This is a genomic window from Streptomyces hundungensis (genome assembly GCF_003627815.1).
GTDB classification, from domain to species: Bacteria; Actinomycetota; Actinomycetes; order Streptomycetales; family Streptomycetaceae; genus Streptomyces; species Streptomyces hundungensis_A.
Genome location: NZ_CP032698.1, coordinates 5,948,121 through 5,973,730, shown reverse-complemented (window position 1 = coordinate 5,973,730; position 25,610 = coordinate 5,948,121). Strand labels below are relative to the sequence as shown.

The window sequence follows — 25,610 nt, the reverse complement described above, 5'->3', positions numbered from 1 at the left end:
ACGGCCGAGACTTTGGGTGGCCGGTAATAGTACGTAGGAACACGTGTCAAGAGTTCCCCAAGTGCATGAAATTCCGGTAACTCATCTGCATCGTTCGCCCCGCTCACGCCGCCGCGTACGTCGTGGGACGTACCCGGCCGCGCCCCGCGTTGTCCGAGGGGGCCGCGGGGAGGCAGGATGACCGGCATGACGCACGCGATGCTGAAGGGATCGAACGTCCCGCTGGAGGCCCCGGCCGTACGGGCCGTGCTCCGCTGGTCGCCCGGCGCCGACGTCCCGGACGTGGACGCCTCGGCGCTGCTGCTCGCCGCCGACGGCCGGGTGCGTTCGGACGAGGACTTCGTCTTCTACAACCAGCCGCGCCACCCGTCGGGGCTGGTGCGCAGGCTGCCCAAGAAGCGCGTCGCGGAGGGGCTCACCGACACCGTCGAGGCCGATCTGGCGGCCCTCGACCGCTCCGTGGACCGGGTGCTGATCACCGCGTCGTCGGACGGCGCGACCTTCCGTGCCGTACGGGACCTGCGGATCCTGCTGTTCGACGCGGCGGCCTCGGGGGCCGAGCCGGTCGCGCTGTTCGACGTGAAGCCGGAGACCGGCGAGGAGACCGCGATCATCTGCGGCGAGCTGTACCGCCGCGGCGAGGGCTGGAAGTTCCGCGCGGTCGGCCAGGGCTATCCGACCGGCCTGGTGGGTCTCGCCACCGAGTACGGCATCTCGGTGGACGACGGCGAGGGCGCCGACAGCGCGTCCAGCACGCCGAGCGCCCCCAGCGCGCCGTCCGTGCCCAAGCCGCTGCCGCGGCACGCGGCCGAGCCGGCCTACGGCTACCCGCACCCCGCTCCCCCGGACCGGCCGCCCCTCGCGCAGCCGTCGTACGGCTATCCCCAGCCGGCCTCGCCCCAGCCCGCCTACGGCTACCCGCAGAGCGCTCCCGCGCCGGACCCCGCGTTCGTCCTGCCGCCCATGGGGCCGCAGTTCATCCGCCCGTAGCCCGCGGGGGGCGGCCGCGGCTCAGGCCTTGGTCTTGTAGCCGCGGCCCCACTGGAGCCCCCAGCCGTACAGCCGGTCCAGCTCCGCCTGGAAGCCGTACACGAACTTCACCTCGCGTCGCACGATCATGTCGCCCTTGACGTTCTCGATCGACACCACCGCGCAGGAGCGGGCCTCGGGGGCGCGCTCGTCGAGTTCGATCTCGATGCGCGGGCCGTTGCTCGGATAGAGCGTCACCTTGGCGTGGGTGCGGTCGAAGGCCGGGGTCTGGTCGTAGATGTAGACGAAGACCAGCAGCCGCTTTATCTCGTCGCGGTGGTCGAGGTTGACGAAGACCGTCTCCCCGGAGGCCGACCCGAAGCGGTCGTCGCCGCTGCACTCCACGTAGGGCGGCTTGTTGGTCGCGCCGAAGAAGTTGCCGAGCGGCTGGACCACGCCCTTGGTGCCGTCCTGGAGCTCGTACAGACAGCCCAGGTCCAGGTCGACGTTGACCATGGAGTGGGTGTGGCCCTGCACCATCTCCGGCTTGAAGAACTTCAGCGGATGGCGCAGCAGCAGCCCGCTCTGGTCGGGCTTGCCCCCGAAGTCCGAGGTCCGCATCCGCCAGGACAGGTTGACCCGCAGGCTGCCGGTGTTGGCGCCCTGCTTGCCGAGCGAGACCGTGTTGTGCCGTCGGGTCAGCTCGATCGTGTTGGTCGCCGCGCTGCCCGAGTCGAACTGTGAGGCCCTGCCCCGCCACAGGCCGTCCCAGAACGCCATTGCCCCCACCCCATAGGTCAGTGAACCGTCCCCGCACACCATGCCGTCATGACACCGCGGGGCGGCCGACGAGGCCGGAGCCTCGTGACCGCCCCGCAGGAAGCGTTCCGCAATCGACGGCGGATCACACGCGTCGGGGCGTGCGCTCCGGAAGCACCGGGGTCACACCCCGGAGCCGACTTCCGCCCTCTCGCCCGCGTCCTCGCCGCCGGCCGCGGCGATCCGCCGGTTGCGGCGCACAGAGGAGAAGAAGGACCACGCGATGAGGACCACGCCGACCAGACCCGTGATCACGTCGTTGATCTCGTACTGGATGGTGACGAGCAGAATCACGGCCAGCGCACCGATCGCGTAGTGCGCTCCGTGCTCCAGGTAGACGTAGTCGTCCAGGGTGCCCTGGCGGACCAGGTAGACGGTGAGCGACCGTACGTACATCGCGCCGATGCCGAGGCCGAGCGCCATCAGGACGATGTCGTTGCTGATGGCGAAGGCGCCGATCACGCCGTCGAAGGAGAACGACGCGTCCAGCACCTCCAGGTAGAGGAACATGAAGAACGCGGCCTTGCCGGCCATGGCGACGGCGGACACCGCGCTGCCGGTGCGCCTCGCCTCTTCCTCCTGCTCGTGCTCGCGCTCCTCGTCCTCTTCGAGGCGGTTCTCGAAGTAGCCCGAAAGGCCGCCGACGACGAGGTAGGTGATGAGGCCGGCGATGCCGGAGATCAGGACCGTCTGCGCCTTGTCCACGTGCGCGCCGCCGTGCTGGTGGGCGTGGGTGGCGACCGTCATGGAGGCGATGAGCAGCGCGACCAGGGCGATGCAGACCGACAGCATGTCGATCTTGCCGAGCTTGGCCAGCGGGCGCTCCAGCCAGGCGAGCCACTTGATGTCACGGTCCTCGAAAATGAAGTCGAGGAAGATCATCAGGAGGAACATGCCACCGAACGCGGCGATCGAGGGGTGCGCGTCGGTCACCAGCTGCTGGTAGCGGTCGGCGTCGTTGAGCGCGAGGTCGACGGCGTCGACCGGGCCGATCTTGGCGCTGATCGCGACGATGACCACGGGGAAGAGCAGGCGCATGCCGAAGACGGCGATGAGCACGCCGATCGTGAGGAAGATCTTCTGCCAGAAGGCGTTCATCTTCTTCAGGATTCCGGCGTTGACCACCGCGTTGTCGAAGGACAGCGAGATCTCGAGGACGGCCAGGATGGCCACGACCCCGAGGGCCGTCCACCCGTCGTAGAGCACGGCCAGGGCCAGGCCGATCGCGGTGATCACGAATGACCAGCCGAAGGTTTTCAGAACCACTGACTTCCCCATCGTGTAGAGCGGGCCGACCCTACGTAGAGCGGGTGTCCCCCCGCACCGCGCACGGCTTCACGCTGCTGTCTCCCGGGGGGCCACCCCCGGACCCCCGGCAGGGACCGTCCCCGACGGCACTCGACTTGAAGGCAACCGGGCGATCTCTTTAGGAGACGTTGACCCCGAAGTCTAGAGCGATGCCCCGCAAACCCGACGCATACCCCTGTCCAACCGCACGGAACTTCCACTCGCCGTTGTAGCGGTACAGCTCGCCGAAGATCATCGCGGTCTCCGTCGAGGCGTCCTCGCTCAGGTCGTACCGGGCCAGCTCCTGGCCGTCGGCCTGGTTGACCACGCGGATGAAGGCGTTGGCGACCTGTCCGAAGGTCTGGCCGCGGTTGTCCGCGTCGTGGATCGAGACCGGGAAGACGATCTTGTCGCAGCCGGCGGGCACCTTCGTGAGGTCGACGATGAGCGACTCGTCGTCGCCCTCGCCCTCACCGGTCAGGTTGTCGCCGGTGTGCTCGACGGAACCCTCGGGGCTCTTGAGGTTGTTGTAGAAGACGAAGTACTCGTCGCCGAGCACCCGCCCGTTGGCGCACAGCAGGGCGCTGGCGTCGAGGTCGAAGTCGGCTCCGGTGGTGGAGCGCGCGTCCCAACCGAGGCCGACGAGCACCTGGGTCAGGTTCGGTGCGGCCTTGGAGAGGGAGACATTGCCCCCCTTGGCGAGCGTGACGCCCATGATCGTGTCCTCCCCGAGAAGTGGAACAGGTGGCGAGCGCGTCCGGCGCCGCACCGAAGGGGTGCGGCGCCGGACGGAAGAGCGGCTCGGCTCAGACGTTGACGCCGAAGTCCTGCGCGATGCCGCGCAGGCCCGAGGCGTAGCCCTGGCCGATGGCGCGGAACTTCCACTCCGCGCCGTTGCGGTACAGCTCGCCGAAGACCATGGCGGTCTCCGTCGAGGCGTCCTCGCTCAGGTCGTACCGGGCGAGCTCGCTGTTGTCCGCCTGGTTCACCACGCGGATGTAGGCGTTGCGCACCTGGCCGAAGGACTGCTGGCGGGACTCGGCCTCGTAGATCGAGACCGGGAAGACGATCTTGGCGACGTCGGCCGGGACGCCGGACAGGTTCACCTTGATCACCTCGTCGTCGCCCTCGCCCTCACCGGTGAGGTTGTCACCGGTGTGCTCGACGGAGCCGTCGGGGCTCTTGAGGTTGTTGAAGAACACGAAGTTCGCGTCGTTGGTGACCTTGCCCTGGTCGTTGGTGAGCAGGGCGCTGGCGTCCAGGTCGAAGTCACCCCCGGTGGTGGTGCGTGCGTCCCATCCCAGACCGACGATGACCGCGGTCAGGTTGGGGGCGGCCTTGGTCAGCGAGACGTTGCCGCCCTTGCTGAGGCTGACTCCCACGAGTCCTCCCAATGGTGTGAGGGGGCCGGCTTGGTCAGCGTCCCCGTCGTGCGTTGGCATCGGATCAACGAATGGATCCTAGTGACCGGTTCCCGGGACAAACAGACGATTCGGCCGAACGGCCACCCGGTGTCGGCCGGGCCCCGGGCCGAGGCGCGCCCCGGTCAGATGGTGTCGAGCACCTTGAGGTACTCGTTCAGGTCGCGCGCGTCCGGCAGACCGTTCACGACGGTCCAGCGGACCACGCCCTCCTTGTCGATGATGAAGGTGCCGCGCACCGCGCACCCCTTGTCCTCGTCGAAGACACCGTAGGCACGGCTGACCTCGCCGTGCGGCCAGAAGTCGGAGAGCAGCGGGTACTCCAGGCCCTCCTGCTCGGCGAAGACGCGCAGGGTGTGGATGGAGTCGTTGGAGACGGCGAGCAGCTGGGTGTCGTCGTTGACGAACTTCGGCAGGTTGTCGCGCAGTTCGCACAGCTCGCCCGTGCACACGCCGGTGAAGGCGAACGGGTAGAAGAGCAGCACCACGTTCTTCTCGCCGCGGAAGTCGCTCAGCCGCACGGTCCGGCCGTGGTTGTCCTTGAGCTCGAACTCCGGGGCCAAGGTGGCGACCTCGATAGCCATGGAAACGCCTTCCCTTCACTGGGCCGTATCGGTGACACCCACCCTACGCACCCCCTCATGCACGGGACCCCCTCAGGCTGGTGCCTGAGGGGGTCCCGTGGGGCGTGAGGGGCGGATCAGCGCTTGCCGGACTTCAGGCGGGTGCCCGACCAGTCCTTGCCGACGCTGACGCTCTTGGCCGGCGACAGGCCGGCCGTCTGCGCGGCGTCGTTGATGTCGCTGGGCTCGACGTATCCGTCCCGGCCGGTCTTCGGGGTCAGCAGCCAGATCGTGCCGCCGTCCTCGAGGAGACCGATGGCGTCCACCAGGGCGTCCGTAAGGTCGCCGTCCTCGTCGCGGAACCACAACAGCACGACGTCGGCGACGTCGTCATAGTCCTCATCGACGAGATCCTGGCCAATCAGGGACTCGATGCCCTCGCGGAGATCCAGGTCGACGTCGTCGTCGTAACCGATCTCCTGGACCACCTGTCCGGGCTCGAACCCCAGCCTCATGGCCGGGTTGGTCCGCTCCTCCGCGTGGTCCGCGGTCGCGCTCACGGCTTGCCTCCTGATCTTGATTCGGTAAGTTCTTCAGCCGCGCGCATACGCGTGGCATTGGGCGTAGTCCACACGGGCGGGACGAATCTCGCAAGTACCCGGTCTCCGAACCCGCCCTTTGGGGGCCAGTGTGGCCGTGTTCAGGGACATCCGCATCCCCGCCGGTGATTCATCCCACACCATTGGTGACTGTTTGCACCGTTGTGTTCCTTCGGGTACTCCAATCGGGGCCGAACACCCTTCGGGAACGGATGGCCGGGTTGAGCGTAAGGTTGCGATTTGGCCCGACCCGTCCAGGCCCTGAGCCTACTTCCTGCTCCGGGGACGGTTACCTCTGAGTTACCTCTCGGTAGAGATGACGTTTGCGCCCCAGCGGTACACGATGGGATGCGGCGCAGAATTGGCGTTCTCCGCATCCCCCGACAGTGAAGGAACAGCGTGGCTTCCGGATCCGATCGCAACCCGATCATCATTGGCGGCCTGCCGAGCCAGGTCCCGGACTTCGATCCCGAAGAGACCCAGGAGTGGCTCGACTCCCTGGACGCCGCCGTCGACGAGCGGGGCCGGGAACGGGCCCGCTATCTGATGCTCCGGCTGATCGAGCGGGCCCGCGAGAAGCGCGTGGCCGTGCCCGAGATGCGCAGCTCGGACTATGTCAACACGATCGCCACCAAGGACGAGCCGTTCTTCCCCGGCAACGAGGAGATCGAGCGCAAGGTCCTCAACGCGACCCGCTGGAACGCGGCCGTGATGGTCTCCCGGGCGCAGCGCCCCGGCATCGGCGTCGGCGGCCACATCGCCACCTTCGCCTCCTCCGCCTCGCTGTACGACGTGGGCTTCAACCACTTCTTCCGCGGCAAGGAGGAGGACGGCGGCGACCAGATCTTCTTCCAGGGCCACGCCTCGCCCGGCATCTACGCCCGCGCCTTCCTCCTCGACCGCCTCAGCGAGCAGCAGCTCGACGCCTTCCGCCAAGAGAAGTCGAAGGCCCCGTACGGGCTTTCCTCCTATCCGCACCCGCGGCTCATGCCGGACTTCTGGGAGTTCCCGACCGTCTCGATGGGCCTCGGCCCCCTCGGCGCGATCTACCAGGCGCGGATGAACCGTTACATGGAGGCGCGCGGCATCGCCGACACCTCCAACTCCCACGTGTGGGCCTTCCTCGGCGACGGCGAGATGGACGAGCCCGAGTCGCTGGGCCAACTCTCCATCGCCGCGCGCGAGAACCTGGACAACCTGACCTTCGTCGTCAACTGCAACCTCCAGCGCCTCGACGGCCCGGTACGCGGCAACGGCAAGATCATCCAGGAGCTGGAGTCGCAGTTCCGCGGCGCCGGATGGAACGTCATCAAGTTGATCTGGGACCGCAGTTGGGACCCGCTGCTCGCCCAGGACCGGGACGGCATCCTGGTCAACAAGATGAACACCACGCCGGACGGCCAGTTCCAGACGTACGCCACCGAGACCGGCGCGTACATCCGCGACCACTTCTTCGGCGACGACCAGCGGCTGCGCGCCATGGTCGAGAACATGACCGACCAGCAGATCCTGCACCTGGGTCGCGGCGGCCACGACCACAAGAAGATCTTCGCGGCGTTCGCGGCGGCCAAGGCGCACAAGGGCCAGCCGACGGTGATCCTGGCGCACACCGTCAAGGGCTGGACGCTCGGCCCGAACTTCGAGGGCCGCAACGCGACCCACCAGATGAAGAAGCTGACGGTCGACGACCTCAAGGGCTTCCGTGACCGGCTGCACATCCCGATCACGGACCGGGAGCTGGAGTCCGGCGCGCCGCCGTACTACCACCCGGGCCGCAAGTCCGAGGAGATCCAGTACATGCACGACCGCCGGCTCGGGCTCGGCGGCTATGTGCCGACCCGTGTGGTGCGTGCGAAGCCTTTGGCCCTGCCCGAGGACAAGACGTACGCGGTCGCCAAGAAGGGCTCCGGGCAGCAGTCGATCGCCACGACGATGGCGTTCGTACGCATCCTGAAGGACCTGATGCGGGACAAGGAGATCGGCAAGCGGTTCGTGCTGATCGCGCCCGACGAGTACCGCACCTTCGGCATGGACGCGTTCTTCCCGAGCGCCAAGATCTACAACCCCCTGGGCCAGCAGTACGAGGCGGTCGACCGCGAACTGCTGCTCGCCTACAAGGAGTCGCCCACGGGGCAGATGCTGCACGACGGCATCTCCGAGGCCGGCTGCACCGCGTCGCTGATCGCCGCGGGTTCGGCGTACGCCACGCACGGCGAGCCGCTGATCCCGGTCTACGTCTTCTACTCGATGTTCGGCTTCCAGCGCACCGGCGACCAGTTCTGGCAGATGGCCGACCAGTTGGCGCGCGGCTTCGTCCTGGGCGCGACCGCCGGACGTACGACGCTGACCGGCGAGGGGCTCCAACACGCCGACGGGCACTCCCAGTTGCTCGCCTCCACCAACCCGGCCTGTGTCGCCTACGACCCGGCGTTCGGCTACGAGATCGCGCACATCGTGCAGGACGGCCTGCGCCGGATGTACGGCCCGAACAGTGAGGACGTCTTCTACTACCTCACCGTCTACAACGAGCCGATCCAGCACCCGGCCGAGCCGGCCGACGTCGACGTCGACGGCATCCTCAAGGGCATCCACCGCTTCGCGCCCGGTACTGCGGGCTCCATCCCGGCGCAGATCATGGCGTCCGGCGTGGCCGTGCCGTGGGCCGTCGAGGCGCAGCGGATCCTCGCCGAGGAGTGGAACGTACGGGCCGACGTCTGGTCCGCGACCTCCTGGAACGAGCTGCGGCGCGAGGCCGTCGAGGTGGAGGAGCACAACCTCCTGCACCCCGAGGAGGAGCAGCGCGTCCCCTATGTCACGCGCAAGCTCCAGGGCGCGCAGGGTCCGTTCGTGGCCGTCTCCGACTGGATGCGGTCCGTTCCCGACCAGATCGCGCGCTGGGTGCCGGGCACGTACCAGTCGCTCGGCGCGGACGGGTTCGGCTTCGCGGACACGCGGGGCGCGGCGCGGCGCTTCTTCCACATCGACGCGCAGTCGATCGTGCTTTCCGTTCTCACGGAGCTGGCGCGTGAGGGGAAGGTCGACCGGTCGGCGCTGAAGCAGGCGGTTGACCGGTACCGGTTGTTGGATGTGGCGGCGGCGGAGCCGGGGGCGGCGGGGGGCGACGCGTAGGCTCTGCGAGGCTGTTGGGTGCGGGGTGGCGGGGGTGCTGCGGGGTTTTTCCCCTGGCCCCCTTCGCTTCCGCGGGTGGTGGGTTCTGTGCGGGGCGGCTGTGGCTGGTTGCGCAGTTCCCCGCGCCCCTGAACCCGCTCTCGTCTGCGGGCCGTGGGTGTGCGCCGCTGGAAACCCGTTTTCGTCCGCGGGTCGTGCGTGGTTGCTCGCGCAGTTCCCCGCGCCCCTCAACCCGCTCTCGTCCGCGGGTCGTGCGTGGTTGCTCGCGCAGTTCCCCGCGCCCCTCAACCCGTTTTCGTCCGCGGGCCGTGCGTGGCTGGGCGCGCAGTTCCCCGCGCCCCTCAACCCGTTTTCGTCCGCGGGCCGTGCGTGGCTGGTCGCGCAGTTCCTCGCGCCCCTCAACCCGCTCTCGTCCGCGGGTCGTGCGTGGTTGCTCGCGCGGTTCCTCGCGCCCCTGTGGGGGTCCGTGCAGTGAAGGGTGGCGGCTCTCTTGGGAGCTGCCACCCTTCTCTGTTGGGGTGGGGTCAGAACATGCCGTTGCCCAGGGTTGCTGTGCCTATCAGCCAGACGATGGCCAGCAGGGTGTCGATGGCACCGAGGACCACGGCCACCAGGGCCGGGACCGAGCCGGAGTTCCAGCGGCGTCCCATGGCCAGCCAGCCGCAGATGATCGCCACGGGTCCGAGCACGATCCCGAGGACGAAGAATCCCGCGATCGCGCAGACCAGTCCGATGATGCCCAGCGTCGCGCGGTCCGGCCCGGTCCGGGGCCCCATGCGGTTCCGTGACCGGGGGGTCCTGCGTGTACGCGTACTGTGTCCGAAGCCCGCCATCATCACTCCCTGAGGTTGGTCGGCTCGGCCTCAAGGATTCGGGTACCACGTCTCAGCGCTCCCACACCTTGAACGCCCGCATTCGGTACGGCACTTGGGGCGCCCAGGTGCCCTTGCCCGGATAGGTGTCGAACTCGGCCGTCTCCTCGCACTCGGCCGACTGGTACGCGGTGACGGGCCGGCCCGTGCGGTTGGCGAGGGACTGGACGTCGGTGCCCGGCGGCAGTGCGGTGCAGCTCTCGATCTCGATGCGCGTCAGGTCGTACACCTGGCGCGGTCCCTTGAACGCGGGCCTGGTCCACAGGCAGAGCTCGCCCGGCGCGCAGTCGCCCAGGCGCGGGGCCGCTACGGCCTGCGGGGCGGTGGGCAGCAGGAGGGCGGTGGCGGCGAGCAGGGCCGCCACCGTGGTGGTGGCCGTGGCCGCGCGCGTTGGTGCGCTCGTGGTCGTGGTCGTGGGTGCGGTCGTGGTCGTGGTCGTACGCATGTGAGTCAACCCCCGTGTTGATTCGATCAGTTGGACTCGGAAAACGCCCGGCATCCAGTGCCGGTTCCGGCATGTGGGCCACGGCGTGCACAACCATCCGAATAGGTGAAAGCCCCGCCGGATCACGCCCGGCGGGGCTTTCGTACAACGGAGTTGACGGGGTGGGGAGGGGTCAGATGTGACCCACGCCGGCGCCCGCCTCCGCGTTCACACCGCGCTTGGTGAACATCGCGACCGCGGCGGCGAGCACCGCGACGATGCCGGCGACGGTGAACGCGGTGCTCATGCCCGACACGAACGTGTCGTGCGCGACGCCCGCGATCCTGGCCGCGACCTCCGGCGGGGTGCCCGGCTGGACCGGGCCCATGCCGACCTCGACCGCCTTCGACAGGCCCGAGGACTGCTCGGGGGTCAGCGGCGGCAGCTTGGCGGCGGCCCAGTTGTCCGGAAGCTTGGAGGTGACCTGCGAGGACATCACGGCGCCGAGGACCGCGGTGCCGAGCGAGCCGCCCACCTGCATACCGGCCTGCTGGAGGCCGCCCGCGACACCGGACAGCTCCAGGGGCGCGTTGCCGACGATGACCTCGGTGGCGCCGACCATGACGGGCGCCAGGCCCATGCCGAGCAGCGCGAACCAGATCGACATGGTGACGGTGCCGGTGTCGATGGTCAGGCGGGACATGCCGAACATGGCGACGGCGGTGCAGACCATGCCGCCGACCAGCGGGATACGCGGGCCGAGCTTGGTGATCAGGATGCCCGCGACCGGCGAGGCGACGATCATCATGCCGGTGAGCGGCAGCAGGTGGAGTCCGCTGTCGACGGCCGTCATGCCGTGCACGTTCTGGAGGTAGAAGGTGACGAAGAAGAGGCCGCCCATGAAGGCGAACGCCATCAGGATCATCAGGATCGTGCCCGCGGACAGCGGGACCGAGCGGAACAGGCCGAGCGGGATCAGCGGCTCCCTGACCTTGGTCTCCCAGAGGGCGAAGAGGACGAAGCCGACCACCGCGACCCCGATGAACGCCAGGGTCCTCCAGCTTCCCCAGCCGTACTCCGAGCCCTTGATGAGCGCCCAGATCATGCAGAACATCGCGACCGACAGCAGCACGATGCCGACGACGTCGAAGGACTTCGGGGCGTTCTCCGCGCGGTGGTCGCGCAGGATCAGCAGGCCGAGGGCGAGGGCGATCGCGCCGACGGGCACGTTGATGAAGAAGACGGACTGCCAGCTGACGTGCTCGACGAGCACACCGCCGAGGATCGGGCCGCCCGCGGTGGAGGCGCCGATGACCATGCCCCAGATGCCGATCGCCATGTTGAGCTTCTCGGCGGGGAAGGTGGCGCGCAGCAGGCCGAGCGCGGCCGGCATCAGGAGTGCGCCGAACAGACCCTGGAGGACGCGGAAGGCGATGACGAAGGTGACGCTGTGGGAGAGCCCGATCGCCCCGGAGGCGGCGGCGAAGCCGACCACGCCGATGAGGAACGTCTGGCGGTGGCCGAAGCGGTCACCGAGCTTGCCCGCGGTGATCAGGGAGACGGCCAGGGCCAGCATGTAGCCGTTGGTGATCCACTGGACGTCCTGGAGCGAGGCTCCGAGGTCCTTCTGGATGGCGGGGTTCGCGATGGCCACGATGGTGCCGTCGAGCGCGACCATCATCACGCCGATGGCCACGGCGAAGAGCGTCAGCCAGGGGTGGCCCCGCAGCCCTTTGGCCGGCGCCGATATCTCGTCCTGTGGCGCCTTTTCGACGGCGGTCTGACTAGTCATGCGATCGAGGCTAGTGTCAGCGACTGACAGTTGACAAACCATTTCGGGGAGCTGGTAGCTGTCTGGTCGCTCACAGTTAGACTGAACACGCCAAACTGACCGAAAGAGGACCACGACGTGACGGTGGATCAGCGACCCCTGGCGCCCGTGGGCGGCCTGCGCGAGCTGAAGAAGCAGCGCACCCGCGACGCGCTGCTCCGGGTGGCTCTGGAGCTGTTCACGACCCAGGGGTACGAGCAGACCACCATCGACGAGATCGCGGACGCCGTCGACGTCTCGCAGCGCACCTTCTTCCGCTACTTCGCCAACAAGGAAGCGGTGGTCTTCGCCGCACAGGACACGGTGGAGTCGCACTTCGTCGACGCGCTGCGCGAACGGCCGCCCGCCGAGGGCCCGTTCACCGCCATGCGCCGGGCGGCGCTCTCGGCCTGGGACACCCTTGAGGAGCTCCTGTCCCCCGTGGTGCCGGTCGGCCTCTACATGCGTACGTACCAGGTGATCGAGTCGACGCCGGCGCTGCTCGCGGTCCATCTGCGCCGCTCGGCGGAGGTGGAGGAGCGGGTCGCGCGGCTCGTCGCCGAGCGCGAGGGGCTCGACATCGACTCCGACCCGCGCCCCCGGGTGGCCGTGGCCGCCTTCACCGGTGTGATGCGGGTGGCGGGCGGGCTCTGGGGCCAGGGCGGGGACCCCAGCGTGGCGGCCATCCGCGCGCTGACCGCCGACTACCTCGACCACCTGGGCCCGGCCCTGGCCGACGACTGGCGCACCTGATCGCGTACGGGCGGACCGCCGGACCACCCGTTCCCGCCACGCCGATCTCGTACGGAGCGTGCGCCCGCGCGCGCTCATGGTGAGACCACTCCCCGTCTAAACGTGATCTGAGTCACTGTCAGCCCAGTGGACCTTCGGGGTCTCCTATCGTGTTCAGCAGTGACTTCCTTCGACTCCTCCCCCACCTTGAACGCCTGGCGCGCGCTGCTCGCGCTCGCCGTCGTGTTCGTCATGCTCGCGACCTCCGGCTGGACGGCGATCCGCGGCCACTCCGGCGACTTCGAGCCGCGTTCCAAGGCCCTCGCCGCGTGGGCGCGCGACACCCTGGACGGCCACAAGCTGCCCAAGCCGGACGCCGGCGCCGCGGAACTCGCCCGCTTCTTCGGCTCGGTCGGTGCCGCCGAGCGCGACCGGCTCGCCGACCGCTATCCGCTGGTCGTGGGCAATCTCGACGGCGCCCCCGTGTCGCTGCGCTACCGGGCCAACCGGGCCGCGCTCGCCGACGCGCGCGCCGTCGAGCAGAAACGCATGGTCGACCCCCGGCTCTCCGCCGACGGCCGCCAGGAGGCGAGCCGCCGGATGCACCGGTTCGAGTCGCTGCTCGACGACGACCGCCAGATCCTCGCCTTCGACCCCTCCGACACCGGCCGGGTCGCGGAGGTCTTCGGCGATCTGGACCGCGCTCAGCGGGTCTCGGTGATCGTCCCCGGCGTCGACACCAACGTCCTCACCTTCGAGAAGACCAACCGCAAGAACACCGCCCCGGTCGGCATGGCCGAGTCGCTGTACGAGGCCGAGCACGCGGCGGCGCCGAACGTGCGGACGGCCGTGATCGCCTGGGCCGACTACACGGCACCGGCCGGTCTCGGCGTGGACGCGGCGATCGGCAGGCTGGCCGAGGAAGGCGCGGTGCGGCTCTCCGCGATGGTGCGGGCGCTGCCCGGAAAGTCCTCGGTCGAGCTGTTCTGCCACAGCTACGGCTCGGTGGTGTGCGGGGTCTCGACGCATGAACTGCCGCCCCGCGTCAGCGACATCGCGGTGGCCGGCAGCCCCGGGATGCGGGTGCGCAACGCCGCCCAGCTGGGCACCAAGGCCCAGGTCTGGGCGATGCGCGACAAGGACGACTGGATCCAGGACGTGCCGTATCTGGACGTCGCGGGTCTGGGCCACGGCGCCGACCCGGTCTCGGCGGCCTTCGGCGCCCGGGTCCTGTCGGCGGCCGGCGCCATCGGTCACACCGGCTATTTCGAGCCCGGCACCCAGAGCCTCGCCAACTTCGCCGCCATCGGAGTTGGCGCGTACCGGACGGTCGGCTGCGCCGCCTCCGACACCGACTGCGGCAGTGGAATCTCCTACGCATCGGCGGCCTGACGGGCCAACGACGAGCGGACACGCGTAGAGACCGTGTGATCGCCCGGGGACCCGCGTAACGACGGGGTTTTCTCCGAAGGGGGACGCGCGGGCGTGCGCCGCCTACGATGAGGCGCATGGGTGATGTGCTGGCCGGAATTCATGCCACCTGGGAGTTCGAGTCCGACTCCGTGCTCATCCGCTTCGAACGGGGGATCCGTGCGCCCAAGCTCTACCAGGCGCTGCGTGAACGACGCATCCCCCACGAGGCGTTGGAGTCGGTGTCGCTGTCCCAGGGCAAGCGCGGCACGGTGGTGCTGCACGCGGTGCCCAGGCCGGGCGCCGATCCGCTGATGGACGCCGCGGCGGGCCAGTTGAAGGAGTCCTGCGACCCCTATCGCCTGGTGCTGCCCGCCGAACGCGAGACGCTCGCCGAGTACTACGCGGACGAACTGCGCACCTGTCTGACGCCGTACGCCTCGAAACCCGCCGACCGCCATCTGGTGGCCGCGCCCGAGGCGCCCCTGAATTTCAAGGCGTACGACGGCAGGGCCGGGTTCGACGGACGTCAGGTGACGTTCCGCTGGTTCTGGACGGGTGCCTCGTCGGAGAAGTGGAAGGCGGGCGACCAGACCTTCCCGGTCGCCGCGCTCAGCGGCGTCGACTGGCGCTCCCCCGAGGTCTTCGACGGGCATCTGCGACTGCTGCGCCGCGACGCCGACGGCGGTCCGGCGCAGGCCGACCGCGATCCGGCGGCCGTGATCTTCGGCCTCGGCTACGGCCCGGTGCACGAGTCGCTGCCGTTCGCGGCGGCGGTCCTGGCGGCCGTACGGGGCGGCGCGAGCCCGGCGATTCCGCACCAGCCGGTGCCGGTCGCAGCGGGCCGGCGCGACCCCGCCGACATCGCGGAAAGGATCCGCCACCTCGGGGATCTGCACCAGGCGGGCCTGGTGACGGACGACGAGTTCAGCGCGAAGAAGGCGGAGCTGCTGGCGGAGCTCTAGGGGTGCGGACCGGGCCCGCCCCGGGGGGGTGGGTCGGGCCTGGACCGACCCGGGGTCGGGCGGGCGGCTCGGGGCCGGGGCTGTCTGGGCTCGGCTTGGCGGCCCGACTGATACTCCGGTCCGGGGTGCGGGTGGCACCCCGGTATGACGCGCGGCGGGTCCGGTGCTGCCTACGCTGGCCGGGCCATGAAGATCACACCCGTCTCCCACCGCGCGCTCGCCCTGCTGCGGCCTCCCGTCGAAGCCACCCGGCCCCTGTTCTGGCAGGCGCCCCGGCGCTGGCAGCGGTGGAGCCCCTACGCCGTCGCCGGCTGCTTCGTCGCGGCGCTCCTTCCGATCAGCATCACCGTGCTGGCCGACGACTACCACCTCGCCGGGGGCTGGGCCGGGGCGCTGGGGGTGGCCCAGACCGTGCCGCTGCTGCTCGCGGTCACCCGGCCGCTCCAGGCATGGATGATCATTTTCGCCGCCGACGTGCTGGGCGCGGCCTTGCTGTACGGCGCCGACACCGCCTCCCGCTCCTGGCCGTGGACACCGCCGGGGATCGTCGGCTTCCTCGCGCTGATGGCCTGCCTCGGGCTGCGCGAGTCGACTCGTACGCTCGTCACGGTGTGGCTGGTGTCGGGCGCGGCCGGCCTCGTGTTCGGCGCCTTCCCGCCCGCCGGCTCCAGCAGCACCCATGCGCTGCTGATCGTCCTGTCGGGCGTGATGCTGGCCTTCACCGGCGTGCTGCGCCGACGCGAGGAGGCCGAACGGGCGCTGGCGGAGCAGGAGACCATCAGCGTGGCCGAGCGCGCCCAGCGCACCCTCCTGGAGGAGCGCGCCCGGATCGCGCGCGAGCTCCACGACGTGGTGGCCCACCACATGTCCGTGATCACCGTGCAGGCCGACTCGGCGCCGTACCGGCTGACCGGGCTCGACGAGGAGAGCCGGGAGGAGTTCGCGTCCATCGCGTCGAGCGCCCGGGAGTCGCTGAGCGAGATGCGACGGCTGCTCGCGGTGCTGCGCAGCGACGGCAGCGATCAGGGGGGCGAGCGCACGCCCCAGCCCGGCGTGGACCGGCTCCAGCAACTGGTCGAGGCGACCGTACGCTCCGGACAGCCGGCCGCGCTCTCGCTCGCCGCGGACCTGCCCGTGCTGCCGCCGGCGGTCGACCTGTCGGCGTACCGGATCGTGCAGGAGGCGCTCGCCAACGTCGTACGGCACGCGCCGGGCGCCACGACCCGTATCTCCGTCACCTGCGACGGACGCCATCTGACGGTGGTCGTCGTCAACGGCCCGGCGGCGGGCCCCACTTCGGCCCTTGAGGACTCGGGGACGGGGCACGGGCTCGTCGGCATGCGCGAACGCGTACGGTTGACCGGTGGCTCGCTGGACACCGGGCCCCTGCCGGACGGCGGCTTCCGGGTGGCGGCCCGCCTGCCCCTCGACCCCGACGACGCCTCGAGTACCGCCGCCCAGTTCCACGCCAACTCCTCATCCAAGGACGTCAGTTGACCATCCGCGTGATCATCGTCGACGACCAGGCCATGGTGCGCGCGGGGTTCGCCGCGCTGCTCTCGGCGCAGGCCGACATCGACGTGGTGGGCGAGGCGCTCGACGGCCGCCGCGGGGTGGAGGTGGCGCGCTCCACCCACCCCGACGTGGTCCTGATGGACGTCCGCATGCCCGAGATGGACGGGCTCGCCGCGGCCCGCGAGATCCTGGACCCGCCGGTGGGAGTGGTGCACCGGCCGAAGGTCCTGATGCTGACCACCTTCGACGTCGACGACTACGTGTACGAGGCGCTGCGCGCGGGGGCGTCCGGGTTCCTGCTCAAGGACGCGCCGCCGGCCGACCTCATCGGGGCGGTACGGGTCGTGGCGGCGGGCGAGGCGCTGCTCGCACCGTCCGTGACGCGGCGCCTCATCGCGGAGTTCGCGGCGCAGCGGGCGGCTCCGCGGGCGGGGGTGGCGGCGGCGTTGCGGTTGAACGGGCTCACGCCGCGGGAGGGGGAGGTGTTGGAGCTGATCGCCCGGGGGCTTTCCAACCAGGAGATCGCGGGGCGGTTGGTTTTGGCGGAGCAGACGGTCAAGACGCATGTGGGGCGGGTGTTGGCGAAGCTTGGGCTTCGGGATCGGGCCCAGTTGGTGGTCTTCGCCTACGAGGCGGGTGTCGTACGCCCCGGAGCCCCGGGCTAGCCCCCGTCCCGCTTCCCCACCCACCCGCCCGTGACGGGGGTCGGCTGGTTCCGGCCCCCTGGGGCACCTCGCCCACCCACCCGCCCGTAGGCGCAGAGTTGGATGGTGCGGGCCTTCCTGGGGCTCCGCCCCAGACCCCGTTCGCGCCTGAAGGGCGCTCGTCCTCAATCGCCGGACAGGCTGAGGTGGCCGACGCGGGCCAGCACCGAGTAGCTAGGGGCGCGGGGAACTGCGCGACCAGCCACCCACGGTCCGCAGACGAAAACGGGTTTCCAGGGGCGCGGGGAACTGCGCGAGCAGGCGCCTGCGGTCCGTAGGCCTGAATGGCGTTCAACGGGGTCCGGCGAAACCGCACGCGAAAAGGTATGCGCAGCCCACCCCCACCCCCCGGAGGGTCTCGGGAAGGGGCGGGGTGGGGGAAACCCCCCATCCACCCCCTACCCGGGTAGCACCCCCCACCCAACCCCCCGGTGTGACGCCAAGCCCCCCACCCCCTACCTACCTTCCACCTCGTCAAGGAACGGACAGGGAACGGACGAGGAAGGGAAGTCGCGCCATGCGTGGGTTGGGGAGGGCGTTGGTGGCCGGGGCGTTCGTGGCCGTGGCCGTCGCGGGTACCGCGGGGTGGGCCGCGGCCGATGCGCAGGAGGCGGTGACCGGCCCGCCCCCCGGCACCGCCGCCTGGCGGGCCGACACGACGACGGGTCACCGCCTGCCCGACCCCGCGAGCGCGGCCCCCCGCGAAGTCGCCGCGTTCTTCGCCCGGTTGGGCGAGGAGCAGCGGCAGACGCTGGCCCGCCGGCACCCCCAGGTCGTGGGCAACCTGGACGGCGCCCCCGTACCGCTGCGCTACGAGGCGAACCGGCGGGCCATCGCCGCCACCCACGCCCCCCGCTACCTCCGACTCGCCGCCCCCGGCCACCAGATCCTCGCCTTCGACCCGCGAGGCCGGGGCCAAGTCGCCGAGGTTTATGGGGAGTTGGAGGGCGCCCGTCACGTCTCCGTCATCGTCCCCGGGTCCGACATCGACGCCCGTACGTTCGACCGCCGCAGCGATCCCTATGGAACCCCGGCCGGAATGGCGACCGCCTTGCGGAAGGCCGATCACGGCGTGAGCGCCGTGATCGCCTGGGTCGGGTACACCACCCCGGTCGGCGTGGGGGTCGACGCCGCGTCGGGCAGGCTCGCCGAGGCGGGGGCCGAGCGGCTCACCCGGCTCACCGAAGGGCTCGACGCGGTAGGCGCCCCGGACCCCGTGCTGTTCTGCCACAGCTACGGCTCGGTCGTCTGCGGGCTCGCCGCCCACCGCACCGACGCCTCGGACATCGTCGCGCTCGGATCGCCCGGCATGCGGGCCGACACCGTCGCCGACCTGGGCACCGAGGCCCGGGTGTGGGCCGCCAAGGACCCCTCGGACTGGATCGACGACGTGCCGCACATCGAGTTCGCGGGCCTCGGCCACGGCGCCGATCCCACCGACCCGGCGTTCGGGGCCCGCCGCGTACCCGCCTCCGACGCCAAGGGCCACACCGGCTACTTCGCCCCCGGCACCGAGTCCCTCAAAGCCTTCGCCGCCATCGCCACCGGAGATGTCCGATGAGTACGTCCACCAGTACGGCCGTGCGTACGGCCACACGCCCCGCGTCCCCCGCGCGCCGCGCCCTCGGCAGGACCGTCGCGGACATCGAGCGACGCACCCCCGCCCACCGCGACCGCGCCATCGACGGGCTGCGCGCGCTCGCGCTGCTCGCCGTGCCGACCGGGCACTGGCTGCTCGGCGGGTTCACCCGTGACGACGCCGGCGCGCTGCACAACGCCAGCCCGCTGTCCTCCTTCGCGGGGCTCGCGCCGGCCAGTTGGGTCCTTCAGATGTTGGGGATCTTCTTCCTGGTGGGCGGCTATGCGTCGGTCCTGTCGTTCCGTCGCAGGAAGGGGTCGACCGGGCAGTGGCTGCGGGGAAGGATCGCCCGGCTGGGGCGGCCGGTGCTCGGTGTCACCGCCGTCTGGGCCGCGATGATCCCCGTGCTCGGCACCCTCGGTGTGCCCTACGACACCCTACGGACCGGCTCCACGCTCGTCATCCAACCGCTGTGGTTCGTGGGGGTGTACACCGTCGTCACCGCGCTCACGCCGTACTGTGTGCGCTCCGCGCGTCGGCTCGGCGGGTGGGCGGCTGCGCCGCTGCTCGGCTCGGTCGCCGTCGTCGACGCCCTGCGCTACGGCCCGTACGCCGACGCGATGCCGTCCTGGCTGTCCCTGGTCAACATCCTGCCGGGCTGGATGTTCGCCTACCAACTCGGCGTCTGCTGGGGCGAGAAGAGGATCGGACGCCGGGGTGCGTGGCTGCTGCTCGGCGGCGGGGCGGTGCTGTTCGCGGCGCTGCTCGTCCTCTTCCACTACCCGGCGTCGATGGTCGGGGTGCCGGGCCAGGCCCGTACCAACTCGCATCCGCCGTCGCTGCTGGTGCTCGCGCTCGCCGCGGCCCAGTCGGGCGCCGCGATCCTGCTGCGCGACCGGATCGCCGGCCGGCTCAGGCGGCCCGCGCTGTGGGCACCCGTCGTGGTGGTCAACCTGTCCGCGATGACCATCCTGTGCTGGCACCAGACGGCGCTGCTCGCCGCCGCCGTCCCGGCCTCCTTCGCGGGGCGGGTGCCGGGCCTCACCACCGCGCCCGAAAGCTGGGCCTGGATCGGCGAACGGCTCGCCTGGATGCCGGTGTTCGCGGCGCTGCTGGTGGTGATCGCCCGGTACGCGCGGGGCTTCGAGGCGCCCTGGACCAGGGCGACGAAGGCCCGCCGGGCAGCGGCGGGGCTGCTCGCGGCGGGCTTCGCGGTGTTCGCGCTGGGGCTCGCGTGACCCCTCGGGGCGGGCACCCCACCCCTCGGCGCGTGCCCCCTCGGGCCGGGCACCCCTCGGCGTGGGCACCCTCGGGCCGGGTCCTACTGTTCGCGGGCCGCCGAGGTGGAGGACATGTCGGGGTAGCGGTCGCCCGCGACCTGCCCGGCGATGGGTTCGAGGAGGGCCAGCTCCTCGGCGCTGAGCGTGATGCGGGTCGCGCCGGTGTTCTCCAGGAGGCGGCTGCGCTTGCGGGTGCCGGGGATCGGCACGACGGTGAGGCCGTGCACCTGCGCGCGCTGCTGCACCCAGGCGAGCGCGATCTGCGCGGTCGTCGCGCCGTGTGCCGCCGCGATCTTGTGCAGGGGTTCGAGCAGGGCGGCGTTGGCCGCGGCGTTGTCCCCGGTGAAGCGCGGCTGGAACTGGCGGAAGTCGCCCTTGCTCAGCTCCTTGCCCGCGTCGGCGAAGGCGCCGGTGAGGAAGCCCCGGCCGAGCGGCGAGTACGGCACGAAGGTGACGCCGAGTTCGGCGGCGGCCGGCACGGCGCTGCGCTCGACGTCCCGGCTGAAGACCGACCACTCCGACTGGAGGGCGCTGATCGGGTGCACGGCGTGCGCCTCGCGCAGCTCGGCTCCGGTGACCTCGCTCAGGCCCAGGTACTTGACCTTGCCCTCGGTGACCAGCTCGGCCATCGCGCCGACGGACTCCGCGAGCGGCACCTCGGGGTCGCGGCGGTGCATGTAGTAGAGGTCGATGGTCTCGATGCCCAGGCGGCGCAGGCTCGCTTCGACGGCCTTCTTGATGTAGGCGGGGCTGTTGTTGATGCCCCGGTACGTCGGGTCGTCGGCCCGGCGCTCGATGGCGAACTTGGTGGCCAGGGTCACCTCGTCGCGGTGGGCGGCGAGGAACGGGGCGAGGAACTCCTCGTTGGCCCCGGAGCCGTAGATGTCGGCGGTGTCGATGAGGGTGACGCCCGCCTCGACGGTCGCCTCCAGGGTGTCGCGTGCGGCGCTCTCGTCGGTGTCGCCGTAGAACTCGCTGATGCCCATGGCGCCGAATCCCTGGACGCCGATCATCGGGCCCTCGGTGCCGAGGCGGACGGTGCTGATCTTCTCAACCGGGTTGCTGCTCATGGGCGTTCAGGCCCTTTCCGACGCCTTGCGGGCGTCCGCGTAAAAGTCGATCTTGTAGTCGAGTACGGCGAGGGTGTCCTGGAGCTCCGCCATGCGCGCCAGGACGTCGCGCCGGGTCTGCTCCAGGAGTTCCTGGCGCGCCTCGAAGGTGTGCTGTCCCTCGCGGACGAGTTCGGCGTAGCGGACCATGTCGGCGACCGGCATGCCGGTCAGCCGGAGCTTGCCGACGAAGGCCAGCCAGTCGAGGTCCTTGTTGGTGAACCGGCGCTGGCCGGTGTGCGAGCGGTCCACGTGCGGCATGAGGCCGATCCGCTCGTACCAGCGGAGGGTGTGCGCGGTGAGTCCGGTGCACGTCACGACCTCGCTGATCGTGTAGCGGTCCTGGCCGTCGGGGCGTGGATGGGCCGGCTCCGTGGCGCAGATCTCCTGCTGGACCCGGGCCACCGTCACCGTCGTGCTGTCGATCACCGTCATGACCTCCACGCTAGAACCCTGGAGTGCACTCCAAGCAAGCGTAGGGCGTGACCGTTCTCGTGTCGTGGCGCGTCATCGCGCCCCGCGGGCCGATCGCGCGGGCCCCACGGCCCCCGACCGGGTCAGGGTCGGCCACGGCTTCCGGCCTATTAGGCTCATACGCATGGAGAGCCTGCGGATCATCGAGACCTGGCCCGTACCGACCGCCGCGGCGGCCGTGGTGCGGGCCGACGGAACGCTTGCCGGCACCTACGGGCCGCTGTCCCAGCGGTTCCCGCTGGCCTCCGTCACCAAGCCGCTCGCCGCGTACGCGGCCCTCGTCGCGTACGAGGAGGGGGCGGTGGAGCTCGACGAGCCGGCCGGCCCTCCCGGCGCCACCGTCCGCCATCTGCTGGCGCACACCTCGGGGCTCGCCTTCGACGAGCAGCGGGCGATGGCGCAGCCCGGCGACCGGCGGCTGTACTCCAACGCCGGGTTCGAGGTCCTCGGCGACCACATCGCCAAGCAGTCCGGCATCCCCTTCGCCGACTATGTGCGCCAGGCCGTGTTCGAGCCGCTGGGCATGGCCTCCAGCATCCTCGAAGGCTCCCCCGCCAAGGACGGCGTCTCCACCGTCGAGGACCTCGCGCGCTTCGCCGCGGAACTCCAGGCGCCCCGGCTGATCCACCCCGCGACGGCCGCCGAGGCGACGCACGTGCAGTACCCCGGCCTGAAGGGCGTGCTGCCCGCCTACGGCCATCAGAACCCCAACGACTGGGGCCTCGGCTTCGAGATCCGCGGCGCCAAGTCCCCGCACTGGACGGGCAGTTCGTCCTCGCCGCGCACCTACGGCCACTTCGGCCAGTCCGGTACGTTCCTGTGGGTCGACCCGGACGCGGGCCTGGCCTGTGTCGTCCTGACGGACCGGGCGTTCGGCAGTTGGGCGGCCGAGGTGTGGCCGTCCTTCACCGACGCGGTCCTGGCCGAATTCACCCGGCGCTGAGCCCCGGGAGCCGAGGGCGCACCGGCCGCGTTCCGCGGCTCACACGGCGCTGAGCTCCCACAGCAGCAGCTCGGCGCTGTCGGACGCCGTCACTTCGAGCCCGCTCGCCCCGGTGATCCGCGCCGAGTCGCCGGGCCCGAGCCTCTCCTCGGCCAGGCCCACCCGGCCGCGTACGACATGGACATAGGCGCCCGGCGCGTCCGGGACGGCCGTGCGCTCGCCGGGCGCCAGGCGCCGCACGTGCAGCAGGGCGCCCGCGGCGAGCACCGCGTAGGGCGTGGAGTCCGCGATGCCGCGCACGATGTCGTACGCGGGGGTGCCGCCGGGCTTCTTCGGGGCGAGCCACATCTGGAGGAAGACCAGCGGGAGCTGGCCCTCGTTGCGCTCCTCGTGCCGTACGCCGCCCGCGGAGCTGAGGCACTGCACATCGCCGGGGCGCACCACGGTGGCGTGGCCGGCCGAGTCGCGGTGGGTGAGCTCGCCCTCGATCACCCACGTCAGGATCTCGGTGTGGCTGTGGGGATGTTCGTCGAAGCCGGCGCCGGGCGCGAGCCGTTCCTCGTTGCAGGCGAGGACCGGGCCGAAGCGGAGGTTGTCCGGGTCGTAGAAGCGGCCGAAGGAGAAGGCGTGCAGGGACTCGATGCCGACGTCCGGGTCCCCGCCCGGATAGCGCTCGTCGCCGCGCCTGACTGAAATCACGCCCACCACGGTAGACCCGGCGGCGCCGGCCGCACCCGTTTGTCGCCCTGCCTCACCCCGGCCCGGCGGGGAAGGTTCCCGATAAGGCAGTCTTGTCCCCGTGCCAGCACCGGATCCCGTACACCCCGCGAAGAATGCCCATCCGCATGCCGCGACCCTGAAGCGTCTTGAGCAGTCCTCGGGGCGGCTCGCCGCGAACGCGATCGCCCGCATGGACGCGACGCTGCCGTGGTACCGGGCGATGCCGCCGGAGAACCGCTCCTGGATCGGTCTGGTCGCCCAGGCCGGCATCGCGGCCTTCACCGAATGGTTCCGGCATCCCGAGACGCCCCAGGCGATCTCGACCGACGTCTTCGGCACGGCGCCGCGCGAACTGACGCGGGCGATCACCCTGCGCCAGACCGTCGAGATGGTGCGCACCACCATCGAGGTCATGGAGACCGCGATCGAGGAGGTCGCGGCGCCCGGCGACGAGTCGATCCTGCGTGAGGCGCTGCTCGTGTACGCCCGCGAGATCGCGTTCGCGACGGCCCAGGTGTACGCCCAGGCCGCCGAGGCCCGCGGCGCGTGGGACGCCCGCCTGGAATCCCTGGTCGTCAACGCGGTGCTCTCCGGCGAGGCCGACGAAGGCGCCGTCTCCCGGGCCGCCGCGCTCGGCTGGAACTCTCCCGAGCACGTGTGTGTCGTGCTCGGCACCGCGCCGGACGGCGACAGCGAGCTCACCGTGGAGGCGATCCGGCGGGCCGCCCGGCACACCAAGCTCCAGGTGCTCACCGGGGTGCTCGGCAACCGCCTGGTGGTCATCGCGGGCGGCAGCGACAACCCGCTCCAGGTCGCCAAGGGCCTGATCGGGCCGTATGCCGCAGGGCCCGTGGTCGCCGGACCCGTGGTGCCGGACCTGCTGGCGGCGACCCGGTCCGCGCAGGCCGCGGCGGCCGGCTTGAAGGCGTGTTCGGCCTGGCAGGACGCTCCCCGGCCGGTCCTCGCGGACGATCTGCTGCCCGAGCGCGCGATCGCCTCCGATCCTGCCGCGCGGGGGCAGTTGGTGGAGGAGATCTACAGACCGCTGGAGGAGGCGGGCTCGGCGCTCCTGGAAACCTTGAGCGTTTATCTGGAGCAGGCGAGCAGCCTTGAGGGCGCGGCCCGGATGTTGTTCGTCCACCCCAATACCGTTCGCTACCGGCTCCGACGTGTGACGGACGTCACCGGGTGGTCGCCGTCGGATGTGCGCTCCGCGTTCACGCTGAGGATCGCGCTGATCCTGGGGCGCCTGGCCGACGGAGATTCACAGTCCTAGACTCTTTTGTCGGACACCCACAATTCCCCCGACGGTTCTTCGTCCCTGTCCCCACGGGCGTGCGGAGCCGTCCACAAGAGAGAGTGTGAGAGTGCTCGTACTCGTCGCTCCCGGCCAAGGCGCTCAGACGCCCGGCTTCCTGACTCCTTGGCTCGACCTTCCCGGCGCTGCCGACCGGCTCGCCGCGTGGTCGGACGCCATCGGTCTCGACCTCGTCCACTACGGCACGCAGGCCGACGCCGACGCGATCCGCGACACCGCCGTGGCCCAGCCCCTGCTGGTGGCCGCCGGTCTGCTGTCCGCCTCGGCCCTCGGCGACTTCGCGCCGGGCGCGGTGGCCGGGCACAGCGTCGGTGAGATCACCGCCACCGCTTTCGCGGGCGTCCTGTCCGAGGAGGCCGCGCTCGGCTTCGTCCGCAAGCGCGGGCTCGGCATGGCCGAAGCGGCCGCCGTCACGCCGACCGGCATGGCCGCGCTGCTCGGCGGCGCGCCCGCCGACGTGCTGCCGCACCTGGAGAAGCTGGGGCTGACCCCGGCCAACGTGAACGGCGCGGGCCAGATCGTGGCCGCCGGCACCGCCGAGCAGCTCGCCGCCCTGGAGGCCGACAAGCCCGAGGGCGTGCGCCGCGTGGTGGCCCTCAAGGTCGCCGGCGCCTTCCACACGCACCACATGAACCCGGCCGTGGCGGCGCTCGACGAGGCGGCCAAGTCGCTCGCCATCGCCGACCCGAAGCTCACGTACGTCTCGAACGCGGACGGCAAGACCGTGGCGAGCGGCCAGGACATCGTGGCCCGCCTGGTCAACCAGGTCTCCAATCCGGTCCGTTGGGACCTGTGCATGGAGACCTTCACGGAACTCGGCGCCACGGCGCTGGTCGAGCTGTGCCCGGGCGGCACCCTGACCGGGCTCGCCAAGCGCGCGATGCCCGGGGTCAAGACCGTCGCCCTGAAGACCCCCGCCGACCTCGACGCGGCTCGCGCGCTCATCGCCGAGCACGCATCCGCCTAAG

24 protein-coding genes are annotated in these 25,610 nt (G+C 70.8%); 12 read left to right on the top strand and 12 right to left on the bottom strand.

What is annotated here, in order from left to right:
- Positions 1 to 177: 177 nt before the first annotated feature.
- Complete coding sequence (locus DWB77_RS26420; protein ID WP_246033643.1) at positions 178 to 990, top strand: TerD family protein; 813 nt, start codon at positions 178 to 180, stop codon at positions 988 to 990.
- 21 nt (positions 991 to 1,011) lie between these two features.
- Here the strand turns inward: DWB77_RS26420 and DWB77_RS26415 are convergent, their stop codons facing one another.
- From DWB77_RS26415 to DWB77_RS26390, 6 genes are all read right to left on the bottom strand, one after another.
- Complete coding sequence (locus DWB77_RS26415; RefSeq protein WP_120723727.1) at positions 1,012 to 1,749, bottom strand: TerD family protein; 738 nt, start codon at positions 1,747 to 1,749, stop codon at positions 1,012 to 1,014.
- A gap of 162 nt (positions 1,750 to 1,911) precedes the next feature.
- Positions 1,912 to 3,054 (bottom strand): DUF475 domain-containing protein, encoded by a 1,143-nt coding sequence (locus DWB77_RS26410; RefSeq protein ID WP_120723726.1) that lies wholly within the window; start codon positions 3,052 to 3,054, stop codon positions 1,912 to 1,914.
- A 160-nt stretch (positions 3,055 to 3,214) separates the two neighbouring features.
- Complete coding sequence (locus DWB77_RS26405) at positions 3,215 to 3,790, bottom strand: TerD family protein (RefSeq protein ID WP_120723723.1); 576 nt, start codon at positions 3,788 to 3,790, stop codon at positions 3,215 to 3,217.
- A 91-nt stretch (positions 3,791 to 3,881) separates the two neighbouring features.
- A complete protein-coding gene (locus DWB77_RS26400; protein WP_120723721.1) occupies positions 3,882 to 4,457 on the bottom strand; it encodes a TerD family protein in 576 nt (191 codons plus the stop codon).
- 164 nt (positions 4,458 to 4,621) lie between these two features.
- Positions 4,622 to 5,080, bottom strand: coding sequence for a peroxiredoxin (locus DWB77_RS26395; RefSeq protein ID WP_120723719.1), 459 nt, complete (start codon positions 5,078 to 5,080; stop codon positions 4,622 to 4,624).
- 116 nt (positions 5,081 to 5,196) lie between these two features.
- Positions 5,197 to 5,619, bottom strand: a complete 423-nt coding sequence (locus tag DWB77_RS26390; RefSeq protein ID WP_120723717.1) for a DUF3052 domain-containing protein — start codon at positions 5,617 to 5,619, stop codon at positions 5,197 to 5,199.
- Positions 5,620 to 6,057: 438 nt separating this feature from the next.
- Here DWB77_RS26390 and aceE point away from each other — a divergent pair, with 438 nt between their 5' ends.
- Positions 6,058 to 8,787: a pyruvate dehydrogenase (acetyl-transferring), homodimeric type gene (gene aceE, locus DWB77_RS26385; RefSeq protein ID WP_120723715.1), complete on the top strand. Its 2,730-nt coding sequence runs from the start codon at positions 6,058 to 6,060 to the stop codon at positions 8,785 to 8,787.
- Between the two features lie 524 nt (positions 8,788 to 9,311).
- Here aceE and DWB77_RS26375 read toward each other — a convergent pair.
- The 3 genes from DWB77_RS26375 to DWB77_RS26365 form a co-directional block, all read right to left on the bottom strand.
- On the bottom strand, positions 9,312 to 9,623 hold the full coding sequence (locus tag DWB77_RS26375) for a DUF4190 domain-containing protein (protein ID WP_120723711.1): 312 nt from the start codon (positions 9,621 to 9,623) through the stop codon (positions 9,312 to 9,314).
- Positions 9,624 to 9,672: 49 nt separating this feature from the next.
- A complete protein-coding gene (locus DWB77_RS26370; RefSeq protein WP_120723709.1) occupies positions 9,673 to 10,104 on the bottom strand; it encodes a peptidase inhibitor family I36 protein in 432 nt (143 codons plus the stop codon).
- Between the two features lie 172 nt (positions 10,105 to 10,276).
- Positions 10,277 to 11,875 carry an MFS transporter gene (locus DWB77_RS26365; RefSeq protein ID WP_120723707.1) on the bottom strand — a complete coding sequence of 533 codons (1,599 nt, stop codon included), beginning with the start codon at positions 11,873 to 11,875 and terminating at the stop codon, positions 10,277 to 10,279.
- A 123-nt stretch (positions 11,876 to 11,998) separates the two neighbouring features.
- On the opposite strand from DWB77_RS26365, the gene DWB77_RS26360 reads away from it, so the two are divergent.
- The 7 genes from DWB77_RS26360 (at position 11,999) to DWB77_RS26330 (ending at position 20,036) form a co-directional block, all read left to right on the top strand.
- A complete protein-coding gene (locus tag DWB77_RS26360) occupies positions 11,999 to 12,646 on the top strand; it encodes a TetR/AcrR family transcriptional regulator (protein WP_120728277.1) in 648 nt (215 codons plus the stop codon).
- 159 nt (positions 12,647 to 12,805) lie between these two features.
- Positions 12,806 to 14,017, top strand: a complete 1,212-nt coding sequence (locus tag DWB77_RS26355; RefSeq protein ID WP_120723705.1) for an alpha/beta hydrolase — start codon at positions 12,806 to 12,808, stop codon at positions 14,015 to 14,017.
- Between the two features lie 116 nt (positions 14,018 to 14,133).
- The gene (locus DWB77_RS26350) at positions 14,134 to 15,000 is read left to right on the top strand and encodes a DUF4429 domain-containing protein (protein ID WP_120723704.1); all 867 of its coding nucleotides are present in this window, start codon (positions 14,134 to 14,136) and stop codon (positions 14,998 to 15,000) included.
- 186 nt (positions 15,001 to 15,186) lie between these two features.
- Entirely contained in the window at positions 15,187 to 16,497 is a 1,311-nt protein-coding gene (locus tag DWB77_RS26345) for a sensor histidine kinase (protein ID WP_246033642.1), read from the top strand.
- Positions 16,494 to 17,180 carry a response regulator gene (locus DWB77_RS26340; RefSeq protein ID WP_120723699.1) on the top strand — a complete coding sequence of 229 codons (687 nt, stop codon included), beginning with the start codon at positions 16,494 to 16,496 and terminating at the stop codon, positions 17,178 to 17,180. Before DWB77_RS26345 ends, DWB77_RS26340 begins: the two co-directional genes overlap by 4 nt.
- A 556-nt stretch (positions 17,181 to 17,736) precedes the next feature.
- Positions 17,737 to 18,780 (top strand): alpha/beta hydrolase, encoded by a 1,044-nt coding sequence (locus tag DWB77_RS26335; protein ID WP_120723697.1) that lies wholly within the window; start codon positions 17,737 to 17,739, stop codon positions 18,778 to 18,780.
- Positions 18,777 to 20,036 carry an acyltransferase family protein gene (locus DWB77_RS26330; protein WP_246033641.1) on the top strand — a complete coding sequence of 420 codons (1,260 nt, stop codon included), beginning with the start codon at positions 18,777 to 18,779 and terminating at the stop codon, positions 20,034 to 20,036. Before DWB77_RS26335 ends, DWB77_RS26330 begins: the two co-directional genes overlap by 4 nt.
- 83 nt (positions 20,037 to 20,119) lie before the next feature.
- Here the strand turns inward: DWB77_RS26330 and DWB77_RS26325 are convergent, their stop codons facing one another.
- Together DWB77_RS26325 and DWB77_RS26320 are read right to left on the bottom strand one after the other, a co-directional pair.
- Positions 20,120 to 21,148 carry an aldo/keto reductase gene (locus tag DWB77_RS26325; protein ID WP_120723695.1) on the bottom strand — a complete coding sequence of 343 codons (1,029 nt, stop codon included), beginning with the start codon at positions 21,146 to 21,148 and terminating at the stop codon, positions 20,120 to 20,122.
- 6 nt (positions 21,149 to 21,154) lie between these two features.
- The gene (locus DWB77_RS26320) at positions 21,155 to 21,622 is read right to left on the bottom strand and encodes a MerR family transcriptional regulator (protein ID WP_120723693.1); all 468 of its coding nucleotides are present in this window, start codon (positions 21,620 to 21,622) and stop codon (positions 21,155 to 21,157) included.
- Between the two features lie 163 nt (positions 21,623 to 21,785).
- Here DWB77_RS26320 and DWB77_RS26315 point away from each other — a divergent pair, with 163 nt between their 5' ends.
- Positions 21,786 to 22,604, top strand: a complete 819-nt coding sequence (locus DWB77_RS26315; RefSeq protein ID WP_428985151.1) for a serine hydrolase domain-containing protein — start codon at positions 21,786 to 21,788, stop codon at positions 22,602 to 22,604.
- Between the two features lie 39 nt (positions 22,605 to 22,643).
- Here the strand turns inward: DWB77_RS26315 and DWB77_RS26310 are convergent, their stop codons facing one another.
- Complete coding sequence (locus tag DWB77_RS26310; protein ID WP_174248626.1) at positions 22,644 to 23,303, bottom strand: pirin family protein; 660 nt, start codon at positions 23,301 to 23,303, stop codon at positions 22,644 to 22,646.
- A gap of 100 nt (positions 23,304 to 23,403) precedes the next feature.
- Between DWB77_RS26310 and DWB77_RS26305 the strand changes: the two genes are divergently transcribed.
- Positions 23,404 to 24,600 (top strand): PucR family transcriptional regulator, encoded by a 1,197-nt coding sequence (locus DWB77_RS26305; protein WP_120723691.1) that lies wholly within the window; start codon positions 23,404 to 23,406, stop codon positions 24,598 to 24,600.
- A 91-nt stretch (positions 24,601 to 24,691) separates the two neighbouring features.
- Entirely contained in the window at positions 24,692 to 25,609 is a 918-nt protein-coding gene (locus DWB77_RS26300; RefSeq protein ID WP_120723689.1) for an ACP S-malonyltransferase, read from the top strand.
- The last annotated feature ends 1 nt before the right edge of the window (position 25,610 follow it).